General features: G+C 67.5%; 20 protein-coding genes and 1 tRNA gene. 9 read left to right on the forward strand and 12 right to left on the reverse strand.

Features of this window, described 5'->3' with window-relative positions:
• Nucleotides 1–87 precede the first annotated feature (87 nt).
• Nucleotides 88–1,659: a methionine--tRNA ligase gene (gene metG / locus ABDC78_RS23090; protein WP_178360433.1), complete on the reverse strand. Its 1,572-nt coding sequence runs from the start codon at nucleotides 1,657–1,659 to the stop codon at nucleotides 88–90.
• Nucleotides 1,660–1,685: 26 nt separating this feature from the next.
• On the opposite strand from metG, the gene ABDC78_RS23095 reads away from it, so the two are divergent.
• From ABDC78_RS23095 to ABDC78_RS23130, 8 genes are all read left to right on the forward strand, one after another.
• Complete coding sequence (locus ABDC78_RS23095) at nucleotides 1,686–2,537, forward strand: TatD family hydrolase (RefSeq protein WP_178360432.1); 852 nt, start codon at nucleotides 1,686–1,688, stop codon at nucleotides 2,535–2,537.
• 82 nt (nucleotides 2,538–2,619) lie between these two features.
• Nucleotides 2,620–3,747: a resuscitation-promoting factor gene (locus ABDC78_RS23100; RefSeq protein WP_218621092.1), complete on the forward strand. Its 1,128-nt coding sequence runs from the start codon at nucleotides 2,620–2,622 to the stop codon at nucleotides 3,745–3,747.
• Nucleotides 3,748–3,794: 47 nt separating this feature from the next.
• Nucleotides 3,795–4,685, forward strand: a complete 891-nt coding sequence (gene rsmA, locus ABDC78_RS23105; protein WP_218621091.1) for a 16S rRNA (adenine(1518)-N(6)/adenine(1519)-N(6))-dimethyltransferase RsmA — start codon at nucleotides 3,795–3,797, stop codon at nucleotides 4,683–4,685.
• 57 nt (nucleotides 4,686–4,742) lie between these two features.
• Complete coding sequence (locus ABDC78_RS23110; RefSeq protein ID WP_178360429.1) at nucleotides 4,743–5,711, forward strand: 4-(cytidine 5'-diphospho)-2-C-methyl-D-erythritol kinase; 969 nt, start codon at nucleotides 4,743–4,745, stop codon at nucleotides 5,709–5,711.
• Nucleotides 5,712–6,020: 309 nt separating this feature from the next.
• Complete coding sequence (locus ABDC78_RS23115; RefSeq protein ID WP_178360428.1) at nucleotides 6,021–7,658, forward strand: fatty acyl-AMP ligase; 1,638 nt, start codon at nucleotides 6,021–6,023, stop codon at nucleotides 7,656–7,658.
• A 134-nt stretch (nucleotides 7,659–7,792) separates the two neighbouring features.
• Complete coding sequence (locus tag ABDC78_RS23120) at nucleotides 7,793–8,755, forward strand: ATP-binding cassette domain-containing protein (protein ID WP_178360427.1); 963 nt, start codon at nucleotides 7,793–7,795, stop codon at nucleotides 8,753–8,755.
• Nucleotides 8,752–9,600, forward strand: a complete 849-nt coding sequence (locus tag ABDC78_RS23125; RefSeq protein WP_178360426.1) for an ABC transporter permease — start codon at nucleotides 8,752–8,754, stop codon at nucleotides 9,598–9,600. The genes ABDC78_RS23120 and ABDC78_RS23125 overlap by 4 nt, the downstream gene beginning before the upstream one ends.
• 150 nt (nucleotides 9,601–9,750) lie before the next feature.
• Entirely contained in the window at nucleotides 9,751–10,782 is a 1,032-nt protein-coding gene (locus ABDC78_RS23130; protein ID WP_178360425.1) for a 4Fe-4S binding protein, read from the forward strand.
• Here the strand turns inward: ABDC78_RS23130 and pth are convergent.
• The 11 genes from pth to ABDC78_RS23185 form a co-directional block, all read right to left on the reverse strand.
• Nucleotides 10,779–11,381, reverse strand: a complete 603-nt coding sequence (gene pth / locus ABDC78_RS23135; RefSeq protein ID WP_178360424.1) for an aminoacyl-tRNA hydrolase — start codon at nucleotides 11,379–11,381, stop codon at nucleotides 10,779–10,781. The genes ABDC78_RS23130 and pth overlap by 4 nt on opposite strands.
• A gap of 23 nt (nucleotides 11,382–11,404) precedes the next feature.
• Nucleotides 11,405–12,070: a 50S ribosomal protein L25/general stress protein Ctc gene (locus tag ABDC78_RS23140; RefSeq protein ID WP_178360423.1), complete on the reverse strand. Its 666-nt coding sequence runs from the start codon at nucleotides 12,068–12,070 to the stop codon at nucleotides 11,405–11,407.
• 142 nt (nucleotides 12,071–12,212) lie between these two features.
• Nucleotides 12,213–13,094, reverse strand: coding sequence for an oxidoreductase (locus tag ABDC78_RS23145; protein ID WP_178360422.1), 882 nt, complete (start codon nucleotides 13,092–13,094; stop codon nucleotides 12,213–12,215).
• 115 nt (nucleotides 13,095–13,209) lie between these two features.
• The gene (locus tag ABDC78_RS23150; RefSeq protein ID WP_178360421.1) at nucleotides 13,210–13,863 is read right to left on the reverse strand and encodes an LpqN/LpqT family lipoprotein; all 654 of its coding nucleotides are present in this window, start codon (nucleotides 13,861–13,863) and stop codon (nucleotides 13,210–13,212) included.
• Nucleotides 13,860–14,213, reverse strand: a complete 354-nt coding sequence (gene arsC / locus ABDC78_RS23155; RefSeq protein WP_178360420.1) for an arsenate reductase (glutaredoxin) — start codon at nucleotides 14,211–14,213, stop codon at nucleotides 13,860–13,862. The genes ABDC78_RS23150 and arsC overlap by 4 nt, the downstream gene beginning before the upstream one ends.
• A 1-nt stretch (nucleotide 14,214) precedes the next feature.
• Nucleotides 14,215–15,195: a ribose-phosphate diphosphokinase gene (locus ABDC78_RS23160; RefSeq protein WP_178360419.1), complete on the reverse strand. Its 981-nt coding sequence runs from the start codon at nucleotides 15,193–15,195 to the stop codon at nucleotides 14,215–14,217.
• A 91-nt stretch (nucleotides 15,196–15,286) separates the two neighbouring features.
• A complete protein-coding gene (glmU, locus tag ABDC78_RS23165; protein ID WP_178360418.1) occupies nucleotides 15,287–16,762 on the reverse strand; it encodes a bifunctional UDP-N-acetylglucosamine diphosphorylase/glucosamine-1-phosphate N-acetyltransferase GlmU in 1,476 nt (491 codons plus the stop codon).
• A gap of 36 nt (nucleotides 16,763–16,798) precedes the next feature.
• Nucleotides 16,799–16,870 (reverse strand) — tRNA-Gln (locus ABDC78_RS23170).
• Nucleotides 16,871–16,927: 57 nt separating this feature from the next.
• Nucleotides 16,928–17,419 (reverse strand): GreA/GreB family elongation factor, encoded by a 492-nt coding sequence (locus tag ABDC78_RS23175; RefSeq protein ID WP_178360417.1) that lies wholly within the window; start codon nucleotides 17,417–17,419, stop codon nucleotides 16,928–16,930.
• 124 nt (nucleotides 17,420–17,543) lie between these two features.
• Nucleotides 17,544–18,797 (reverse strand): FAD-binding oxidoreductase, encoded by a 1,254-nt coding sequence (locus tag ABDC78_RS23180; RefSeq protein ID WP_178360416.1) that lies wholly within the window; start codon nucleotides 18,795–18,797, stop codon nucleotides 17,544–17,546.
• Nucleotides 18,798–18,908: 111 nt separating this feature from the next.
• Nucleotides 18,909–20,426 (reverse strand): PucR family transcriptional regulator, encoded by a 1,518-nt coding sequence (locus tag ABDC78_RS23185; RefSeq protein WP_178360415.1) that lies wholly within the window; start codon nucleotides 20,424–20,426, stop codon nucleotides 18,909–18,911.
• 95 nt (nucleotides 20,427–20,521) lie between these two features.
• Here ABDC78_RS23185 and ABDC78_RS23190 point away from each other — a divergent pair, with 95 nt between their 5' ends.
• Entirely contained in the window at nucleotides 20,522–21,115 is a 594-nt protein-coding gene (locus ABDC78_RS23190) for a TetR/AcrR family transcriptional regulator (RefSeq protein WP_178360485.1), read from the forward strand.
• Nucleotides 21,116–21,131 lie beyond the last annotated feature (16 nt).

Below are 21,131 nucleotides of genomic sequence, written 5' to 3' on the forward strand. Positions count from 1 at the left end.
CTCTTTCTCTCGGACATGCCCTCGAGACACCGCGGGGCCGCCCGATGTGACACGACGTGACGCGCATCACATGGATAGAGGAAGGAGTCAGTCGGTCTGGTAGCGCGGGAAGACCCCGGTGGGGGCGGGCAGCGCCGAACCGGGCGCCAGCCGCACCGGGATCGCGGCGAAGTCGCGCTGATCCTCCGGCTGGCCGAGCAGGTCGAGGAGCTTGGCGGTCGAGTCCGGCATCACCGGCTGGCTCAGCAGCGCCGCGATGCGCACGACCTCGAGCGTTGTGTAGAGCACCGTCGCGAAGCGCTGCGGGTCGGTCTTGCGCAACACCCACGGCTCCTGCGCTGAGAAGTACCGATTGGTTGCGCCCAGCACCGACCAGATCGCCTCCAGCGCCAGATGCATCGCGGGGACGTCGTAGTGCGCACGGACCTTCGGCAACAGCGCGTCGGCCAGCGCCAGCAGCTCCCGGTCGGTGTCGGTGAACGGCCCCGGCTCGGGCACCACGCCGCCGAGGTTCTTGTTGACCATCGACAGCGAGCGCTGAGCCAGGTTGCCGAACTCGTTGGCGAGGTCGGCGTTGATCCTGCCGATGATGGCCTCTTCGTTGTAGCTGCCGTCCTGACCGAACGGCACCTCGCGCAGCAGGAAGTAGCGCACCTGGTCGAGCCCGAACGCGTCGACGAGCGCGACGGGGTCGACGACGTTGCCCACCGACTTGCTCATCTTCTCGCCGCTGACGAGCAGGAAACCGTGCACATACACCCGGCGGGGCAGTTCGATCCCGGCCGACATCAGGAACGCCGGCCAGTACACCGTGTGGAACCGGATGATGTCCTTGCCGATCATGTGCAGGTCGGCCGGCCAGTACTTCCTGAAGTCCTCGCTGTCGGTGTCGGGGAAGCCGACACCGGTCAGGTAGTTGGTCAGCGCGTCGACCCACACGTACATGACGTGGTCGGGGTGGTCGGGGACCGGCACTCCCCAGTCGAACGTGGTCCGTGAGATGGACAGGTCGCGCAGCCCGCCGGAGACGAAGCTGACGATCTCGTTGCGCCGCACGTCGGGGCCGATGAACTCGGGATGCGCCTCATAGTGGGCGAGGAGCCGGTCGGTGTAGGCCGACAGCCGGAAGAAGTACGTCTGCTCCTCGGTCCAGGTCACCTCGGTGCCCGTCTCGGTGGACACCCGTGACCCGTCAGGCCGTTCCTCGAGCTCGTCGTCGGTGTAGAAGCGTTCGTCGCGTACCGAGTACCAGCCCGAGTAGGAGTCGAGGTAGATGTCGCCTGCGGCGTCCATCCGCTGCCAGATCTCGACGGAAGCCTCGAGATGGTCGGCGTCGGTGGTGCGGATGAAGCGGTCGAACGTCGCGCCGAGGCGTTTCTGCATCGCCTGGAACGCGTCGGAATTGCGGCGCGCCAACTCGGCGGTCGGGATGCCCTCGGCGGCGGCGGTCTGGGCCATCTTCAGCCCGTGCTCGTCGGTACCCGTCAGATACCGGACGTCGAAACCGTCGAGGCGTTTGAACCTGGCCACCGCATCGGTCGCGATGTACTCGTACGCATGGCCGATGTGCGGGGTCCCGTTGGGGTACGCGATCGCTGTGGTGACGTAGAACGGCGCACCTGGGGTGCGCGTCGCCGCGCCGGGGAATGGGGTGGTCATCAGGAAGTCACCTTAAAGTGTGAGCGGTGAGCTCCACGAAACAGCGGCGTGAGCCGCCCCCTGTTCCGGACCCCCTCACCCCCCTCGTCGACGCTCACACCCACCTGGACGCATGCGGCGCCACCGACGCCGACGACGTCCGCGCGATCCTGGACCGGGCGGCGACCGCCGGAGTCCGCGCGGTCGTGACGATCGCCGATGACCTGGCATCCGCCCGGTGGGCGGTCGAAGCGGCCGACTGGGATTCGCGGGTGTACGCCGCTGTCGCCCTGCATCCCACCCGTGCCAACGCGCTGACCGAGGAGGCGCGGACGGTGATCGAACGCCTGGCCGAGCATCCGCGGGTGGTCGCGATCGGGGAGACCGGCATGGACCGGTACTGGCCCGGCCGGTTGGAGGGCTGTGCCGAACCGGCCGAACAGCGTGAGGCGTTCGCCTGGCACATCGATCTGGCGAAGCGGACCGGCAAGCCGCTGATGATCCACAACCGTGACGCCGATGCCGACGTGCTCGACGTGCTGCGTGCCGAGGGTGCGCCCGAGACTGTGATCTTCCACTGTTTCTCGTCCGGCGTGGACATGGCGCGGACATGTGTGGACGCCGGCTGGCTGCTCAGCCTGTCCGGGACGGTGAGCTTCCGCAATGCGCGTGAGCTGCGGGAGGCCGCCCCGCTGATTCCACCGGCCCAGCTGCTCGTCGAGACCGATGCGCCGTTCCTGACCCCGCACCCCTATCGCGGTGCGCCGAACGAGCCGTACTGCCTGCCCTACACTGTGCGAGCGTTGGCCGACGTCGTCGGCCGGCCCGCGGAGACGATCGCCCAGGAGAGTTCCGCGACTGCCGAGCGGGTGTACGGGCTGCAGAGTTGCTGCTCGTAGGCCTTTTCGTTACCGTCTTGTAATCAAACGCGGAACGGCCGCTCTGCCGCCCGTATTACCTAGTCGGGGATAGACGACGACCTTGAATGCTCTGAACCAACTTCATCAATCGCGCTCGCCCATGTTGCGCGCCGTCGTTGCTGCGATGCTGCTGACGCTCGTCTTTGCCGGCGGCACCGCAGTGGCGGCGCACAAGACCGTGACCTTGACCGTCGACGGCGCCTCGATGACGGTCCCGACGATGAAGACCCGGGTCATCGACGTCGTCGAGGAGAACGGCTTCGAGGTCGGCGACCGAGACGACCTGTTCCCCGCCGCCGATGCCTCCATCGGCCAGTCCGAGACGATCGTGCTGCGTCGCAGCAGGCCCTTGGAGATCTCGACCGACGGCGGCGGCACCGAGCAGGTCTGGACCACCGCCTCGACGGTGCAGGAGGCACTGGCCGAACTGGAGATGACCGACAAGGCGCCGCTTGCTGCCTCGCGCGGCAGTCGCGTGCCGCTCGGCGGTATGTCGTTGCCCGTGGTGGGTCCGAAGTCGGTGCAGGTCAACGATGGTGGCGAGGTCCGAACCGTGCGCGTGGCCGCACCGAACGTCGCCGCCCTTCTCGACGCGGCGGGAATTCCGCTGCAGCAAAGCGACACCGTCTCTCCCGCGCCGTCCACACCCGTGACCGACGGCATGGACGTTCAGGTCACCCGGATCCGCGTCGCGAAAGTGACCCAGCGGGTGCCGCTCACCCCAAACAACCAGCGCATCGACGATGTGACGCTCAACATGAGCCGCCAGATCGTGGAGAACCCCGGCAGTCCCGGCACCCAGGACGTCACCTTCGCGGTCGCGACGGTCAACGGGGTCGAGACCGGCCGTTTGCCAGTAGCCAATGTCGTCGTCACGCCGGCGCGCGATGGTGTGCTGAGAGTCGGCGCAAAACCCGGCACGGAGGTACCTCCGGTATCCAACGGAGCCACCTGGGACGCGCTCTCCCGCTGCGAAGCGGGAGGTAACTGGGCCATCAATACCGGCAACGGATATTTCGGTGGGGTGCAATTTGACCAAAACACATGGGAGCGCAGCGGTGGTCTGCGCTATGCTGCGAGGGCGGATCTGGCAACAAGAGAAGAGCAGATCGCGATTGCTGAGGTAACTCGGTCGCGTCAGGGTTGGGGGGCGTGGCCGACCTGTAGCGGGAGGATCGGTGCTTCGTGACAATTCGACTCCTCGGGCGAACCGAGATTCGACACCTGGCTAAGGCCATGGACTTCAGGCCGCGCAAGTCGTTCGGCCAGAACTTCGTCCACGACGCCAACACCGTGCGCCGAATAGTCTCGGCCTCCGGGGTCAACCGTTCCGATCATGTTCTCGAGGTCGGTCCCGGTCTGGGCTCGCTGACATTGGCGCTGCTCGATCGTGGGGCCAAGGTCACCGCGGTGGAGATCGACCCGGTGCTGGCCCGCCAGCTGCCGACGACCATCGGCGACCACTCGCACAGCGAGATCAACCGCCTCACGGTGCTCAACCGCGACATCCTGACCTTCAAGCAGTCGGACATGACCGAGATGCCGACCGCGCTGGTGGCGAACCTGCCCTACAACGTGGCCGTGCCGGCGCTGCTGAACATGCTCGCGGAGTTCCCGTCGATCCGCACGGTCATGGTGATGGTGCAGGCCGAGGTCGCCGAGCGGCTCGCCGCCGAACCCGGCGGCAAGGACTACGGCGTGCCCAGCGTCAAGGTGCGCTTTTTTGGCAACGTCCGGCGGTACGGAATGGTGTCACCGACGGTCTTCTGGCCGATCCCGCGGGTGTACTCCGGCCTGGTGCGCATCGATCGCCACGAAACTTCGCCATGGCCGACCGATCCGGAATTCCGCGAGCAGGTCTTCGAGCTCATCGACGTGGCATTCGCCCAGCGGCGAAAGACCTCGCGCAACGCGTTCGCCGAATGGGCCGGATCGGGCAATGAATCGGCCAGCCGTTTGCTGGCTGCCAGCATCGACCCGTCCCGCCGCGGGGAGACGCTCGGTGTCGCCGACTTCGTCCGGCTGCTACAGCGCTCCGAGGACTGGCACGTCACGCCCAAGGTCGAGCCGGCGGCGGTCGAAGAACCCGTCTCCGACACCGACCAGCAGTCGCACAGCGCGCTCTGATCAGACGGGTCGGGCGTCGAATGCGCCCGCGAGTTCGTGCAGCGTTAGTGTCGTGCCGTGTCCGCGCGTGACGGAAATACAGCATCTGAGTGGGTCCCCACCGGGTCGGTCAACGTCCGGGTGCCGGGCAAGGTCAACCTCTACCTGGAGGTGGGCGATCAACGCGACGACGGCTATCACGAGCTGACGACCGTCTTCCACGCCGTTTCGCTGCTCGACGAGGTGACGGTCGCCAACGCCGACATGTTGAGCTTGGAAGTCTCCGGTGAGGGCGCAGAATCGTTGCCGACCGATGAGCGCAATCTCGCGTGGCAGGCGGCGGAACTGTTGGCCGAACATGTCGGGCGGGCTCCGGACGTCGCGATCTCGATCGAGAAGACGATCCCGGTCGCCGGCGGGATGGCCGGTGGAAGCGCCGACGCGGCTGCGGTGCTGGTGGCGATGAATGCGCTGTGGGAACTCGGCGTCCCCCGGCGTGACCTGCACGCCCTCGGAGCTCAGCTGGGCAGTGACGTGCCGTTCGCGCTGCACGGCGGCACGGCGCTGGGCACCGGCCGCGGCGAGGAACTGGCAACAGTGCTGGCGCGCAACACTTTTCACTGGGTTCTGGCATTCTCCGCGACCGGGCTGTCCACCCCGAAGGTCTTCGGTGAGATCGACCGGTTGCGGGCCGCGGGTGACCGCAACCTGCCGCCCCGCCTCGAATCGCCCGAACCGGTGCTGGCCGCATTGGCCTCGGGGGATCCGGCCGAGTTGGCGCCGCTGCTCGGCAACGACCTGCAGCCCGCGGCGCTGAGCCTGGATGCGTCGCTGCGCCGCACGCTGCGTGCCGGAGTCGGCGCCGGCGCGCTGGCGGCTGTGGTGTCGGGCTCAGGGCCCACCTGCGCCTTTTTGTGCCCGTCCGCGGGTGCCGCGGTGGATGTGGGCACCGAACTCGCCGGAGCGGGCGTCTGTCGCACCGTGCGGGTGGCCAGCGGTCCGGTACACGGGGCGCGGGTCGTACCCAGTCCGCCACCGTCTCCGTGATCAGACTGCGCGTTGGTCACGAACCGGTGTGACTAATGCCTCAATAATCGCTTGCGTTTGGCAGCTACTTAAGAGTTGCTTAAGATGATCGACGGTGAGAGCTAGCGGTCGAGCAGTGGACGCAACCAGTTCCGCCTCCGCGTCGAGCGGTGGGCGATGGGCTGAAATCGATCGTGCTCATGGGACATCACCGATTCGAGACACAACCGCTCCCGAAATGTGTGCGCGCCTCCGTGAAAAGGCCTCCCATCAGGCGGAGCATGGCAAACGCGTATGCGCACCGGGGCAAATGTCGGCGAGGAGGTCGTGGTGAGCAGATTCACCGAGAAGATGTACCGCAGTGCCCATACCACCGGTAGAGGCATGGTGACCGGCGAACCCCACGAGCCGGTCCGGCACACCTGGGGTGAGGTCCACGAGCGCGCGCGACGCATCGCCGGCGGGCTCGCAGCAGCCGGTGTCGGTCTCGGTGACGCCGTCGGCGTGCTCGCCGGTTACCCGGTGGAGATCGCCCCCACGGCCCAGGGCCTGTGGATGCGCGGCGCGAGCCTGACGATGCTGCACCAGCCGACCCCCCGCACCGATCTGGCCATGTGGGCCGAAGACACCATGATGGTGATCGGCATGATCGAGGCCAAGGTCGTGATCGTCTCCGATCCGTTCCTGGTCGCGATCCCCGTGCTGCAGGAAAAGGGCATCGCGGTGCTGACCGTGGACGAGCTGCTCGCGGCCGAGCCGATCGATCCCATCGAGGTGGGCGAAGACGATCTGGCGCTCATGCAGCTGACCAGTGGGTCGACTGGATCTCCCAAAGCGGTGCAGATCACCCACCGCAACATCTACTCCAACGCAGAGGCCATGTTCATCGGCGCCGAGTACGACGTCGAGAAGGACGTCATGGTGAGCTGGCTGCCCTGCTTCCACGACATGGGCATGGTCGGCTTCCTGACCATCCCGATGTATTTCGGCGCCGAGCTCGTCAAGGTCACGCCGATGGACTTCCTGCGCGACACGCTGCTGTGGGCCAAGCTCATCGACAAATACAAGGGCACCATGACCGCGGCGCCGAACTTCGCCTACGCGCTGTTCGCCAAGCGGCTGCGCCGGCAGGCCAAGCCTGGTGAGTTCGACCTGTCCACGCTGCGCTTCGCGCTGTCGGGGGCCGAGCCGGTCGAGCCGGCTGACGTCGAGGACCTCATCGACGCCGGCAAGCCGTTCGGCCTGCGGCCCGAGGCGATCCTGCCCGCCTACGGCATGGCCGAGACGACGCTGGCGGTGTCGTTCTCGCCGTGCAACGCCGGACTGGTCGTCGACGAGGTCGACGCCGATCTGCTGGCCGCGCTGCGTCGTGCGGTGCCCTCGAGCAAGGGCAACACCAAGCGGCTGGCCACTCTTGGCCCGCTGCTCACCGATCTCGAGGCCCGCATCATCGACGACCACGGCAACATCATGCCGACGCGTGGTGTCGGCGTCATCGAGTTGCGCGGCGAATGCCTGACGCCCGGATATCTGACCATGGGCGGTTTCATCCCCGCCCAGGACGAGCAGGGCTGGTATGACACCGGAGATCTCGGCTATCTGACCGACAACGGCCATGTCGTGGTCTGCGGACGTGTGAAGGACGTCATCATCATGGCGGGCCGCAACATCTACCCGACCGACATCGAACGTGCCGCGGGCCGTGTCGAAGGCGTGCGGGCCGGCTGCGCCGTCGCGGTGCGGCTGGATGCCGGGCACTCGCGTGAGACGTTCGCCGTCGCGGTCGAGTCCAACGCCTGGGAAGATCCGGTCGAGGTGCGACGGATCGAGCATCAGGTCGCCCACGAGGTGGTGGCCGAGGTCGACGTGCGCCCCCGCAACGTCGTCGTGCTCGGGCCGGGCAGCATCCCCAAGACGCCGTCGGGCAAGCTGCGTCGCTCGACGTCGGTCTCGCTCGTCACCGGATAACTTCTTTCGTCCGGCGAGCGCGCGTGTCTGCACGCCCTCGCGCGGCGTGTTGCGTACAAAACGTCGCGCTCGTCATCGTCATCGACCGGTAATCGAGTGGCTTGATGTCGGTCGTCGCCGATACCGTCGAGGGCATGTCCTCTCCTCCGGCGATCGAAGCGATCGAACTGGTCAAGCGTTACGGCCGGGAGACGGCGGTCGATTGCGTCAGCTTCACGGTGCCGCCCGGCACGGTGTTGGGTCTGTTGGGCCCCAACGGCGCCGGGAAGACGACCACCGTCCGAATGATGACGACGCTGACCGAGCCCACCAGCGGCACCGCGCGCGTCGCCGGCTACGACGTGCTCGACGACCCAGACCAGGTGCGCCGCCACATGGGTCTGACCGGTCAGGTGGCCACCGTCGACGAACTGCTCACCGGTCGCGAGAACATCCGGATGATCGGTGGCCTGTACGGCATCCGCCGCAAAGACCTGCAACGCCTCGGAGACCGGCTGCTGCACCAGTTCTCGCTGGCCGACGCCGCCGATCGGGTGGTCAAGTCCTACTCCGGGGGGATGCGGCGTCGCCTGGATCTGGCGGTGAGCCTGCTGGCGTCACCGCCGGTGCTGTTCCTCGACGAGCCGACCACCGGGCTGGATCCACGCAGCCGCAGCGAGCTGTGGGAGGTCCTGCGGGGTCTGGTGGCTCAGGGCACCACACTGCTGCTGACCACCCAGTACCTCGAGGAGGCCGATCAGCTCGCCGACAACATCGTGGTGATCGACAAGGGACGCATCATCGCGCAGGGTTCGCCGCTGGAACTCAAGCAGCAGGCCGGCCGGGCGAGTCTGGTGGTCACTGTCGCAGACGCCGCCGATCTGCGGCCCGCCCAGGCGCTGTTGGCCAGGACCGGCGCCGAGGTGTTCATCGACACCGCGGCCCGTCGGCTGACCGCCTCGGCCGACGGCCTCGACGACATGATCAGTGTGGCCGGCTGGTTGCGCGACAGTGGCATCGGCGTCGACGACATCGGGCTGTCGCGGCCCAGTCTGGACGACGTGTTCCTGACGCTCACCGGACACCGCACCGACGACAGTGAGGAGATCGGCGCATGACCGCACTGGACACCCCGCCCACCGTCACGGCACAGCCCGTCCGCACGCATCCGACAAATCTTGCCCAGCAGTCGTGGATCATGGTCAAGCGCAACATGATCCACACCAAGCGGATGCCTGAGATGCTCAGCGACGTCACCGCGCAGCCGATCATGTTCGTGCTGCTGTTCGCGTTCGTCTTCGGCGCCTCGATCACCAACACCGGCGGGGCGTCCTACCGGGAGTTCCTGCTGCCGGGCATCCTGGCGCAGACCATCGTCTTCTCTGCGTTCGTGGTGGCGTCGGGAATCACCGCTGACGTGGAGAAAGGCATCATCGACCGGTTCCGGTCGCTGCCCATCTCCCGATCGTCGGTGCTGATCGGGCGCAGCATCGCCAGCGTGATCCACTCGTCGCTGGGTGTGGTGGTGATGGCGGTGACGGGTCTGTTGATCGGCTGGCGGATCCGGGGCAGCATCGCCGAAGCGGTGCTGGCGTTCGCGCTACTGCTGTTGTTCGGCTTCGGGATGATCTGGTTCGGCATCCTGATCGGTTCGGTGATGCGTTCGGTCGAGGCCGTCAACGGCGTCATGTTCACCGCGCTGTTCCCGGTGACGTTCCTGGCCAACACGTTTGTGCCGACCGAGCCGATGCCGCACTGGCTGCGCATGATCGCCGAATGGAACCCGGTCTCGTCGCTGGCGCAGGCCATGCGCGAGCTGTGGGGCAACGGCGGGCCCGCTCCCGCGGGTGCCCAACTGCCGCTTCATCATCCGGTGCTGTCGACGATTCTGTGGTCGCTGGCGTTGACGGCGGTGTTCGCGCCGGTCGCGTTGTACGCCTACCGGCGCCGCACGTCGGGCTGACCTCGCCTGCCGTTCCGCGAACGCGCGTGTTTGTACGCCTCTGCGCGGCGAGTCGCGGCATTTCGCGCACGTTCGTGGCCCACGATCGGGACGGTCGTGCCACGAAGACCTTCCACACGCTACAGCTGAGTATTGTGTACTATACCCAGAATGACGGAAAAGTTGCCGGCCCGGTTGGCTGACCACCCCACGGTGCGCGCGGTGCGGGCCCGGCCGTCGGCCACACCGGGCGACATCAACGCGGACTGGCTGCGGCAGGTGTGTCTGGACGCGGGTGCCGACGACGTCGGTTTCGCCCGCGTCGCCGATCCTGCCCTGGCCTCGGAGTTGCCTCACGTGCAAGCGGCCCTCCCGGGCGCGGTGAGCTACATCTCGCTGGTCGTCAAGATGAACCGCGACAATGTGCGCTCCACCGCCCGCAGCGTGGCCAACCAGGAATTCCACCGCAGCGGCGAGATCATGAACGAAGCAGCGCATCGCATCACCCGCGTGCTCCAGGACACCGGCTACCGCGTGGTGAATCCGTCGGCGACCTTTCCGATGGAGATGGATCGCTTTCCGGGCCGCATCTGGGTGGTGGCGCACAAACCGGTGGCGGTGGCCGCCGGGATGGGCGCAATGGGCATCCACCGCAACGTGATCCACCCGCGATTCGGCAACTTCATCCTGTTGGGGACCATCCTGGTGGCCGCGCCGATCACCGCCTACGGCGAACCGCTGGACTACTCGCCGTGCCTGGAATGCAAGCTGTGCGTGGCCGCCTGCCCCGTCGGCGCGATCAAGAAGAACGGCGACTTCGACTTCTTCGCCTGCTCGACCCACAACTACCGCGAGTTCATGGGCGGCTTCACCGACTGGGTGCAGACGGTCGCCGACAGCACTGACGCAGCCGACTACCGTTCTCGCGTCACCGATTCGGAGAATGCCTCGATGTGGCAGAGCCTGTCCTTCAAGGCGAACTACAAGGCCGCCTACTGTCTGGCTGTCTGCCCGGCGGGCGAGGAGGTCATCGAGCCCTACCTCGACGACCGCAAGGGCTTCATGGACCTCGTGCTCAAGCCGCTGCAGGAGAAAGTCGAAACTCTCTATGTGCTGGCGGATTCCGAGGCGGAGGCGTTCGCCAAGAAGCGATACCCCCACAAGGTGACCAAGGTGGTCGACAGCGGGATCGGCGGCCGCTAGGCCCAGGCGTGGACGATGTTCTGGGCGGGCTCCAGGCCCTGGGCGATCAGCAACTCCGTCGCATCGGCGGCCTGCTCGCAGATCGTCGGGACGTCCTTGCGTTCGGCCGCGTTGAAGTTCTGCAGCACGTAGGCCGCCGGATCCTGCCGCCCGGGTGGCCGGCCGACGCCGATCCGTACCCGGTGAAAGTCCTTGGAGCCCAATGCCGATGCGACCGACCGCACACCGTTGTGGCCGCCCTCGCCGCCGCCGCGCTTGAGCCGGATCCGGCCGAAGTCGATGTCGAGCTCATCGTGGATCACCACGATGTCGCCCGGCGGCACCGAGTAGAACTTCGCCAGCGGACCGACATGCCTGCCGGACTCGTTCATGTACACCCGCGGCATGGCGAGCACCACCGGACGACCCGCGAGCCGCCCGGTGGCCACGTCAGCACCGGACTTCTTGTGCAGCTTGAACTTCTCGCCGATGCGGTCGGCGAGCACTTCCGCCACCATGAACCCGACATTGTGCCGCGTTGCGGCATAGTTCGGTCCCGGGTTGCCCAGGCCGACGACCAGGAGGGGTCCCTGGCCGTCGGCTGCGGACGGCTCGGTCATGAACAGCGTCCGTACTGCCCGGGTTATTCGGAGTCGGAGCCGGATTCGGCGTCCTCGGAGCTGTCCTCGTCGGAGGTCTCCTCGTCGGCGGCAGCCTCGGTCTCCTCGCCGGCACCGTCGGCCTCGAGGTCCTCTTCGGTCGGCGCGACGATCACGTTGATGACCAGCAGTTCGGGGTCTGAGATCAGCGTGACGCCCTCGGGCAGCTCGACGTCGGCGGCGGTGATCTGGGTTCCGGCCTGTGCGCCTTCGATCGAGACGAGGAACTGTTCGGGGATCGACTGGACGTCGGCCTCGATCTCGATGGTGTTGGTCTCCTGATTGACCAGCGTGCCGGGGGCCGCGTCACCTTCGAAGAGGACGTTGACGTCGACGGTGACCTTCTCGCCGCGCCGCACCACGAGCAGGTCGGCATGCTGGATGTTCCGGCGGATCGGGTGGATCTCCAGGGCCCTGGTCAGCGCGAGCTGCTCGGTGCCCTCGATGTCGAGCGTCAGCACGGCGTTGGTACCCGTGTTGCGCAGCACTGCGGCGAAGTCGCGGGAATCGAGCTCGAGGTGCTGGGGATCTGAGCCGTGGCCGTAGAGCACCGCGGGGACCTTGCCCTCGCGGCGGGCGCGACGCGAGGCGCCCTTGCCGGTCGCGGTGCGGACCTGCGCGATCAGATTGTTGGGGGCGTTCTTCGCCATGTTCTGTGCTCCTGTGCCGGTGATCGGTGTCGGGCACGGCCAGGGTTGCACATCGGTGAAGATGCGATTCCCGTCGATAACGGTGGCCGATTAGGAGACCACCCTCGCCGTGACGCGTCCGCAAGGGTAGCGCAAGCCGTCCTCAGAGCGGAAATTCGACCCCGGTGAGCTCCTCGGACAGTGCCCACAGCGCCCGGGCTTTGTCGCGGTCACGCGCCAGCGGACTGCGCCAGCCCTGACCGGTGGGACCACGCATCGCGAATCGCGGGCCGATGAAGCTGTCGCCCGGCACCGTCTGAGACGCGGCGAAGAGGGTTTGGCGGGCGCCGAAGTCGGCGTCGGTCGCGAGCAACCGGTTGCCGGCGTCCCAGAACCGGGTGCCCAACCGGTTGCCCGTCTGGCCCTGCAGGTTGGTCGCCGAGTACCCGGGATGTGCCGCGAGTGCCTGCACCGGCGACCCAGCGGTGTCGAGCCTGCGCTGCAGTTCACTGGTGAACAGCAGGTTGGCCAGCTTCGACTGACCGTAGGCCGGCCAGGCGAGGTACGGCCGCGCCTTCCAGTTGAGATCCTTGAGGCTGATGTGGCCGAGCAGGTGCATCATCGACGACACCGTGACGACCCGATCGGTGATCATCGGCAGCAGCAGGTTCGTCAGCGCGAAATGCCCGAGGTGGTTGGTACCGATCTGGCTCTCGAAGCCGTCGACGGTCAGCGCGTAGGGCACCGCCATGATGCCGGCGTTGTTGATCAACACGTCGACGGTGGCCCCCGAGGCCGAGATGTCGTCGGCGAACGCCCGGATCGATGCCAGGTCCTGCAAGTCGAGTTTGCGGACCTCTACGTCGCCGGCCATGTCCGCCGCGGCGGCGTTGCCCTTGTCGAGGTTGCGTACCGCCAGGATGGTCTTGGCGCCGACACGGGCCAACTCCCGGGCGGTGACCAGACCCAGCCCTGAGTTGGCGCCGGTGACGATGACGGTGCGTCCGGCGAAAGAGGGCAGGTCGGCGGCAGTCCAGTCGCTCATGCCGTTCACCCTAGTGCGCCTCTGATCTTCCGCCGGAATTGCGTTCCAGCAGGCCGCCACTCGCAAAACCTCTGCTGGAATGCAATTCCGGCGGGGTCTTCAGCGGGCGGGTAACTCAGGGAACTTCGACGGTGAAGCCGCTGATGATCGCCTCGATGTCCGGCGCCTCGTCGGCGGCCTGATCGGCGTAGCCGGTGACGGTGAACTGGACGAGATAGCGCTGATTGGCCGGCGGGGCACCGGTCGCGATGACGATGCGGTTGTAGCTGTGCATCCGCTCGCCGTTGAGGTCGTAGCTGCCCTCGATCATCGACGACGGGAAGCTGTTGAAATCCGTTGCCGACGAGTTGAGTTCGCGGAAGTTCTCCGACATCTCGGCGTCGACGTCGCCGTGGGTGACGGCCTCGCGGGCGTCGAAGTCTCCGTCGAGGGCGAACACCATCAGCATCGCGGTCGGGTAGGTGTCGCCCTTGACGATCATCCGGGTGCCCGGTCCCAGGTTCGTGCCCTGGTACGGCGTCCACTCGGGTGGCGTGGGTATCGACACGGTGAGGTCGGTCAGCATGTCGGGGGCCACGGGTCGGCCGACGACGCCGGCCTGTTCCAGGAACGTGGCGATGTTCACCTGCGCTTCCGCGGCGGGTGTCGGTGGTGCGCTCGTCGTCGTGCTCGGCGTCGACCACACGGTCTGGTAGTCGGGCGCCTCCGTCGCACAGCCCGCGGCGAACAGGATCACGACGGCCGCGCCCGCGTGGGGGAGGACCTTCACAGGATCTCTCGGACGTTGTCGAGCGGCCGGGCCAGTCGGGTGCCCTTGGGCGTCACCACGAACGGACGCTCGATCAGGATCGGGTGCGCCGCCATGGCGTCGAGCAGTTCGTCGTCGGAGGCCGAGGCCAGCCCGAGTTCGCCGTAGAGCGCTTCGCGTTTGCGCACCGCGGTGCGCACGTCGATCCCGGCGTCGGCGATCAACGTCGCCAACTCCGCACGCGACGGCGGGGTCTTGAGGTACAGCACGATCTCGGGCTCAACACCGTTGTCGCGCAACAACTCCAGTGTCTTGCGCGAGGTCGAGCACTTCGGGTTGTGGTAGATGGTTGTCGCGCCACGCTCCGACATATCAAGCGGACCCGTCAAAAAGCCCTGTCACCGAGCCGTTCTCGAACACCGCGCGAATGGTGTTGGCCAGCAGCGGCGCGATCGACAGCACGGTGAGTTGCGGGAACATCTTGTCCTCGCCGATCGGCAGCGTGTTGGTGACGATGACCTCACACGCCCCGCTGTCGGCCAGTCGCTCGCGGGCGGGGTCGGAGAGCACGCCGTGGGTGGCGGCGATGACGACATCGGTCGCGCCGTCCTGCTCCAGCAGCCGCACGGCCCCGGCGATGGTGCCGCCGGTGTCGATCATGTCGTCGGTGAGGATGCAGGTCTTGCCCCGGACGTCGCCGACGACGCGGTTGGACACCACCTGGTTGGGCACCAGCGGGTCGCGGGTCTTGTGGATGAAGGCCAGTGGAACCCCGCCCAACGAGTCGGCCCACTTCTCGGCGACACGCACCCGGCCGGAGTCGGGGGAGACGACCACCATGTCGCGGCCGGCGTAGTTCTCGGCGATGTAGCCGGTGAGGAGCTTCTGCGCCCGCATGTGGTCGACGGGTCCGTCGAAGAAGCCCTGGATCTGATCGGTGTGCAGGTCGACGGTCAGGATGCGGTTCGCGCCCGCGGTCTTGAGCAGATCGGCGACCAGTCGGGCCGAGATGGGCTCGCGGCCGCGGTGCTTCTTGTCCTGCCGGGCGTAGGGGTAGAACGGCAGGATCGCGGTGATCCGCTTGGCGCTGCCGCGCTTGAGTGCGTCGATCATCAGCAGCTGTTCCATCAGCCACGTGTTGAGCGGTGCGGGGCAGGACTGCAGGACGAATGCGTCGCTGCCGCGCACCGACTCGTCGAAGCGGACGAAGATCTCGCCGTTGGCGAAGTCACGTGCGCTCTGCGCGGTCACGTGGACGTCGAGTTCCTTGGCGACCTGCTCGGCGAGTTCAGGGTGCGCTCGGCCCGAGAACAGCATCAGGTTCTTGCGATTGTCGGTCCAGTCGTGGCTCACGGGCTGCCCTCGCGTCGGCGATCGATACCGGGCCATCGTACGTAGCGCTGACGCACGCACGCTGCCGGGTTACCAGAATGCCAACAAACGGCTACTGATCGGTAGGTTCGGGATCCTCCGCTGCCGCCGCGGCCGGGGCCTGATTCGCCGCTGCCGCGGCGGAAGCCGCCGCGCTGCCCGGGCGCTTTCGGGCCACCCAGCCTTCGATGTTGCGTTGCGGACCGGCCGAGACGGCCAGCGCCCCCGGCGGCACGTCCTCCCGGATCACCGTGCCTGCGCCGGTGTACGCGCCGTCGCCGATGGTCACCGGCGCCACGAACATGGTGTCCGAACCGGTGCGCACATGAGAACCGATGGTGGTGCGCCGCTTGGCTTCTCCGTCGTAGTTGACGAAGACGCTGGAGGCGCCGATGTTGCTGTGCTCGCCGATGTCGGCGTCGCCGACGTACGTCAGATGCGGCACCTTGGTGCCGTCGCCGATCGTCGCGTTCTTGGTCTCGACGAACGCGCCCAACTTGCCCGCCACGCCCAGCACACTGCCGGGGCGCAGATAGGTGAACGGACCCACGACCGCGTCGTCGCCGATCACCGAGGAGCTGCCGTGGGTGCGGACCACCTCTGCTCCGTCGCCTACGGTGACGTCGGTCAGGGTGGTGTCGGGCCCGATCGTGCAGCGGCCGCCGATGTGCGTCGCGCCGAGCAGCTGGGTGCCCGGCCGCACGACGGTGTCGCGGCCGATGCGGACGTCGACGTCGACCCACGTGGATGCGGGATCGACGATCGTCACCCCGGCGCGCTGGTGTCCGGCGACGATGCGGCGGTTCATCTCGGCGCCCATCTCGGCCATCTGGACACGGTCGTTGACGCCGGTGACCAGCGCGGTGTCGTCGACGTGCTTGGCCCGCACGATGTGCCCGTCGGAGCGCACGATCGAGATGACGTCGGTCAGGTAGAGCTCGTGCTGGGCGTTGTCGGAGCGCAACCTGCTCAGCGCTGAGCGCAGCGCCGCGATGTCGAAGGCGTACACACCGGCGTTGACCTCGGAGATCGCCTGCTGAGACGGGCTGGCGTCAGCCTGCTCGACGATCCCGATGACCTCACGGTCCTGGGTGCGCAGCACCCGGCCGTACCCGGTCGGATCTGCCAGCGTGGTGGTCAGCACCGTGGCGACCGCCGCCTCGGCGCTGTGGGTGGCGATCAGGTCGGCCAGCGTGTCCGCGTCCAGCAGGGGGACGTCGCCGGCGGTGACGACCACGACCCCGGTGAAGTCGTCGGGCAACGCCGACAGTCCGCATTCGGCTGCGTGGCCGGTGCCCTGCTGCTGCTCCTGCACCGCGATCTCGACGGGGCGACCCAGCTCCTGACCGATCTCGAGGGCTGCGGGGGCGACGCGCTCACGATCCCGTCCGACGACAACCACCAGATGCTGTGGCGCCACTTTCGCCACGGCGTGCAGCGAGTGCGACAGCATGCTGCGGCCCGCGAGGGTGTGCAGCACCTTGGGGGTATCGGACTTCATCCTCGTGCCGGCACCTGCCGCCAGAACCAGGACCGCGGCCTCACGCATAGCTGTCCTTCCCGTGCGTCGGGCGGGCCCCGCTCGCTCCGTCGCCAGGACTCGAACCTGAACTTTCTGAACCAAAATCAGAGGTGCTGCCGATTACACCACGACGGATCGGTCGACTTTGTACGCGTGCGACTTTAGCTGACGGTGCGGACCGCGTTGAAGTCGTTAAACGCTGACGGCGGGGTCGGCCGCAGCGTCGACGACGTGTGCGCCGAACGGTTTCGCGGACAATAACGTGACGGGCTGGACGGCTCCGCTGGGCAGTCGGTACCTGCGTTGCTCGCCCACGATCGCCCCTGCAAGCGCATCACCCAGCGGTGAGTTCACCGAGTAGACCTCGATGTCGGTGTCCTCGGCGCCGCGCGCCCCCAGCAGAAAGGTCTCGGTCTCGCCGGTGTCGTCGTAGCGGATGGTCAACACCATGCCGGGTTCGGCGAGACCGTCGTCAGGCGGGCTTGTGCCCACTGTCGCCGTGCTGAGCAGCTCGTGGATCTGCCGGATGCGGGCCTTGCGCGCCATCCACGCATCGATGATCTGATCGCTGCGATCCCCGGTCTCATCGGTTGCGACGGTGCGGTGCGACAGCAGGTCGGCCAGTTCCTCCTCCAGGCGTTGCCGGGCGTGCGTCGTCATCCAGACGCGGTTACCGATGGACATGGCTGGTACTTCCTTCCGATTGGTTCGTCGTCAGGGGCGGGCAAGTCACACCGCCCCTGACGACCGGGCAGCCCCTGTGAAGGGGACGAAACTTGAGGAGGGTCCGTTGGCCGCCGATCGACTGTCAGCGGCGTGGATCGAAGGCGCGCAGGGCCTCGGATTGCTTGCCGGTGACGATCTGTTCGGCCAACAGTCGGCCGGTGGCCGGTCCGTGGGCCAGGCCCCACATCCCGTGTCCGCCTGCCACGAAGGTGTGGGGGGCCAACTCGCCGATGAGGGGTCGGCCGTCGTCGGTGACCGGCCGCGGACCCACCCAGGTGTCACTGCGTTCTGCCCAGCGCACCCCAGCCAGCAGGGGCGCCGCCGCGGCGACGATGGCGTCCACCCGGCGTTGCATGAGCGGCTCGGAGGGGCGGCGGAACTCCATGGTGCCCGCCACCCGGAGCGCGCCGCGATACGGCGTACATGCGACCCGCACCTCAGGCAGGTAGATGGGTCCGGGCAACGCCCGGTCGACGGGCACCGTGAACGAATAGCCGCGGCCTGCCTGGAGCCGGACCTTGATCCGTCCGTCGGTCAGCTGTGGCAGCCAGGCCCCGGTGGCCAGCACGGCGGCATCCGCGCTGATCTGATCGCCGGACCGGATGGTCACGAGGACACCGTAGCCGCTGTCGGTCACGTCGGCGACGTCAGCGGTGCGCAATACGGCCCCGCGGTTGACGACCTCCTGGCCCAACGACCGGGTGAACCGGCCCGGATCGACAAAGCGTTGCCCGTGCACGTTGACCACAGTGGTGATCGCCGCCGAAGCCAGCGGCACCAATTCGTGAAGTTCCGGGCCGTTGAGCGAATCGGCTCGCAGAGGGTGCTGCGCACCGGGCATCAGCGCCAACTCGCTGAGGAACCGTTTGGCCTGCTCGCCGCTGCGGAAAGCGACCGCGACCGAGGTGTCGGTGACAGGCGCATCGACCCCACCGGACACCAGTTCGTCAAACGTGTCAATGGCCTCGTCGTTGAGGACCGCGTTCGCCCGGGTGGCTGCCTCCCACACCCGCGGACGGCAGTTGAGGGCGAACTTCAGCAGGAACCGGGCAAGCCCGGTGTCGGCCCGCAGCGGTATGTGCAACGGCGCCGCCGGGTTGGTCAGGGCTCGCATGCCCTCGCGGAACACGGCCGGCGAGTTCAGCGGGGCCGTCAGTGCCGGGGAGATCCAGCCCGCGTTGCCCCACGATGCTCCGGCGGCGACGCCTTCTCGGTCGACGACGGTCACCTCGACCCCGTGTTCTTGCAGGAACCACGCGGTGGACAGCCCGACGATGCCCGCACCGACCACGACCACCGATCGGGGAACGCCGTCTATCCGCGACTCGCCTGACATCGTTGACCTCCGGGCTGTGTAGTTGACAGCACCCATGATCCGGCCCGATACGACAGTCTGGCTTGTCGTAAATCGACAACCCGCAGACCCGAGACTGTCGATGCTTGACAATCAGTCGAACAGCGCGAGCTCGACCATCATCGCGAAGCGCTTGTCGGCATCGGCCAGCCTTAGATCGGTGATCTCGGCCATCCGGCGCATCCGGTAGCGGACGGTGTTCTCGTGGACACCGAGGCGCTCCGCGGTCCGCACGGGATCACCCTGTTCCTGCAGCCACGCCCGGAGGGTGGACACATAGCGGGTGCCGTGGACGTCGTCGTGCACGCCGAGTGCGGCGATGGTCCCGCGCTTCGGGCCGCGCCCCGAATGCGCCGCGGTGCGCAGTCGGCGCAGCAGGATGCTGTCCCACGACTCGTCGTAAGCGGGCGGTGACCCTTCGGCATCGGTGGTCTCGTGCATGGCCAGGCATTCCTCGGCTTCTCTGCGGGCGGCGGTCAGGTCGGCGACGGCCGCGGGCGCACTGATGCCGGCCAACACGGTCACCTGCGGGGGCAACGCGGCGGTCAAGTCCTGCACCCACTGTCGGGCGGTCGACACGTCCGCGGCTGCCAGCGCGGTGTAGATCGTGGTGTCCGCGAGACCGCTGCGGCCCGGTCTGGACCAGCCGTAACCGGTGGTCGCCTTGTCGAAAGCCAACAGCATCGCAGCGTGGCGCTCGCCGACCTCGTGTGCGCGCAGCGCCACCACCCTCAGTCCCTGCGGCGGTAGGCCGAGACGGCTGGCCATCGTCGCGGCATCCGCGGGTCCGTCCAACAGTCGCAGCACCGATTCGGATTCCACTTGACGCTCCAGGTCGGCACTCGCCCGGGAGCGGAGCAGATGCAGCGCCGCGACGTGAGCGCCGTCAGCGAGGGCATCCGATGCCTCGCCTCGCAGGGGCTGCGGGCAGGCGATCCACACTGAACCGAGCAGTTCGCGGCCGGCTCGCGCCGCGACGACCATGCGGCCGGTCAGACCCTGCGCCGGATCGCCGGGCACGAAGATCGGCGCGTCGGACACCGCCAGATGGGTGAAGACGCCCTGCTTCTCGAACACCGTCCGCAGCGCTTCCGGGGCGCGCCGTTCGAGAATCGTCGCTGCGCGGGCGGGGTCGGCGTGTTGCTGACCCCGGGAGTATGCCAGGACCTGCGAATGGCGGTCCTCGATGACCACAGCGCCGCCGGTCGTGTCACGCAGGGTGTCCGCCAGGGCGAACAGGTCGGTGGGTCCGCGCCCGGACTCGGTTTCGCGGCCTTCGAACACCAACCCGAAGACGATCGCCGCAAGCTCGCTCCAAGCCACTGCGGGATCGATCAGCATCACCGCGATACGTGCGCTGTCGGTCTGGAGGTCGCTGTGGTCGTCGTCGCGGGTGAGCACCACCGTCGCGCGCGCTGCAAGCGCCCACTGCAGGGCCTCCGCCGGCGATGCGGCGCCGACGGCGAGCAACACGTCTCCGGCCACGGCGGCTCCGCCCACAATTTCGGGCACCACCACGCTGCGAAGTACGGTGGACCGCTCGACAGGACTGCGCCGCAGTCGGACACCGTAGCCGCCGAGAACGTTGATCAGGCGGTCGAGCGAGATCACAGCGTCAGACGCTACGCCGAGAGGCGGTAGACCAACGGTTTACCCTGAATGCCGTGGCTGCGTCCGACAAGGAGATCCGTGCTCCTCGCGCGAGGATGACCGGAAGCGAACGCCGTCAGCAGCTGATCGAGATCGCCAGGTCCCTTTTCGCCGAGCGCGGGTTCGACGGCACCTCCATCGAAGAGATCGCGCTGCGGGCCAATGTGTCCAAGCCGGTGGTCTACGAACACTTCGGCGGCAAGGAGGGGCTCTACGCCGTCGTCGTCGACCGGGAGATGTCCGCGCTGCTGGACGGCATCACGGCCTCGTTGACCAAGAACCGGTCCCGGGTGCGCGTCGAACGGGTCGCGCTGGCGCTGCTGACCTATGTCGAGGAGCACACCGACGGCTTCCGGATCCTGATCCGCGATTCACCGGCGAGCATCACCTCGGGCACCTATTCGACGCTGCTCAACGACGCGGTCAGCCAGGTCGCCTCGATCCTGGCGGGTGACTTCTCCCGCCGCGGGCTGGACTCCGACCTGGCACCGTTGTACGCGCAGGCACTCGTCGGTTCGGTGTCGATGGCCGCGCAGTGGTGGCTCGACGTGCGCGAGCCCAAGAAGGAAGTGGTGGCGGCCCACCTGGTCAATCTGTGCTGGAACGGGCTCACCCACCTGGAGCCCGACCCGGTGCTGCACCAGGAGTGACGGCCCGCCCCCGGCC

Source organism: Mycobacterium sp. DL (assembly GCF_039729195.1).
Taxonomy (GTDB): Bacteria; Actinomycetota; Actinomycetes; order Mycobacteriales; family Mycobacteriaceae; genus Mycobacterium; species Mycobacterium hippocampi_A.

What these genes read in the sequence shown, in the direction of transcription:
- ABDC78_RS23130 (WP_178360425.1), top strand. Translation starts at nt 9,751, where the DNA reads ATGACGGAAAAGTTGCCGGCCCGGTTGGCTGACCACCCCACGGTGCGC.
- ABDC78_RS23180 (WP_178360416.1), bottom strand. Translation starts at nt 18,797, where the DNA reads ATGTCAGGCGAGTCGCGGATAGACGGCGTTCCCCGATCGGTGGTCGTG.
- ABDC78_RS23120 (WP_178360427.1), top strand. Translation starts at nt 7,793, where the DNA reads ATGTCCTCTCCTCCGGCGATCGAAGCGATCGAACTGGTCAAGCGTTAC.
- arsC (WP_178360420.1), bottom strand. Translation starts at nt 14,213, where the DNA reads ATGTCGGAGCGTGGCGCGACAACCATCTACCACAACCCGAAGTGCTCG.
- ABDC78_RS23125 (WP_178360426.1), top strand. Translation starts at nt 8,752, where the DNA reads ATGACCGCACTGGACACCCCGCCCACCGTCACGGCACAGCCCGTCCGC.
- ABDC78_RS23140 (WP_178360423.1), bottom strand. Translation starts at nt 12,070, where the DNA reads ATGGCGAAGAACGCCCCCAACAATCTGATCGCGCAGGTCCGCACCGCG.
- glmU (WP_178360418.1), bottom strand. Translation starts at nt 16,762, where the DNA reads ATGCGTGAGGCCGCGGTCCTGGTTCTGGCGGCAGGTGCCGGCACGAGG.
- ABDC78_RS23175 (WP_178360417.1), bottom strand. Translation starts at nt 17,419, where the DNA reads ATGTCCATCGGTAACCGCGTCTGGATGACGACGCACGCCCGGCAACGC.
- pth (WP_178360424.1), bottom strand. Translation starts at nt 11,381, where the DNA reads ATGACCGAGCCGTCCGCAGCCGACGGCCAGGGACCCCTCCTGGTCGTC.
- metG (WP_178360433.1), bottom strand. Translation starts at nt 1,659, where the DNA reads ATGACCACCCCATTCCCCGGCGCGGCGACGCGCACCCCAGGTGCGCCG.
- rsmA (WP_218621091.1), top strand. Translation starts at nt 3,795, where the DNA reads ATGGACTTCAGGCCGCGCAAGTCGTTCGGCCAGAACTTCGTCCACGAC.
- ABDC78_RS23145 (WP_178360422.1), bottom strand. Translation starts at nt 13,094, where the DNA reads ATGAGCGACTGGACTGCCGCCGACCTGCCCTCTTTCGCCGGACGCACC.
- ABDC78_RS23190 (WP_178360485.1), top strand. Translation starts at nt 20,522, where the DNA reads ATGACCGGAAGCGAACGCCGTCAGCAGCTGATCGAGATCGCCAGGTCC.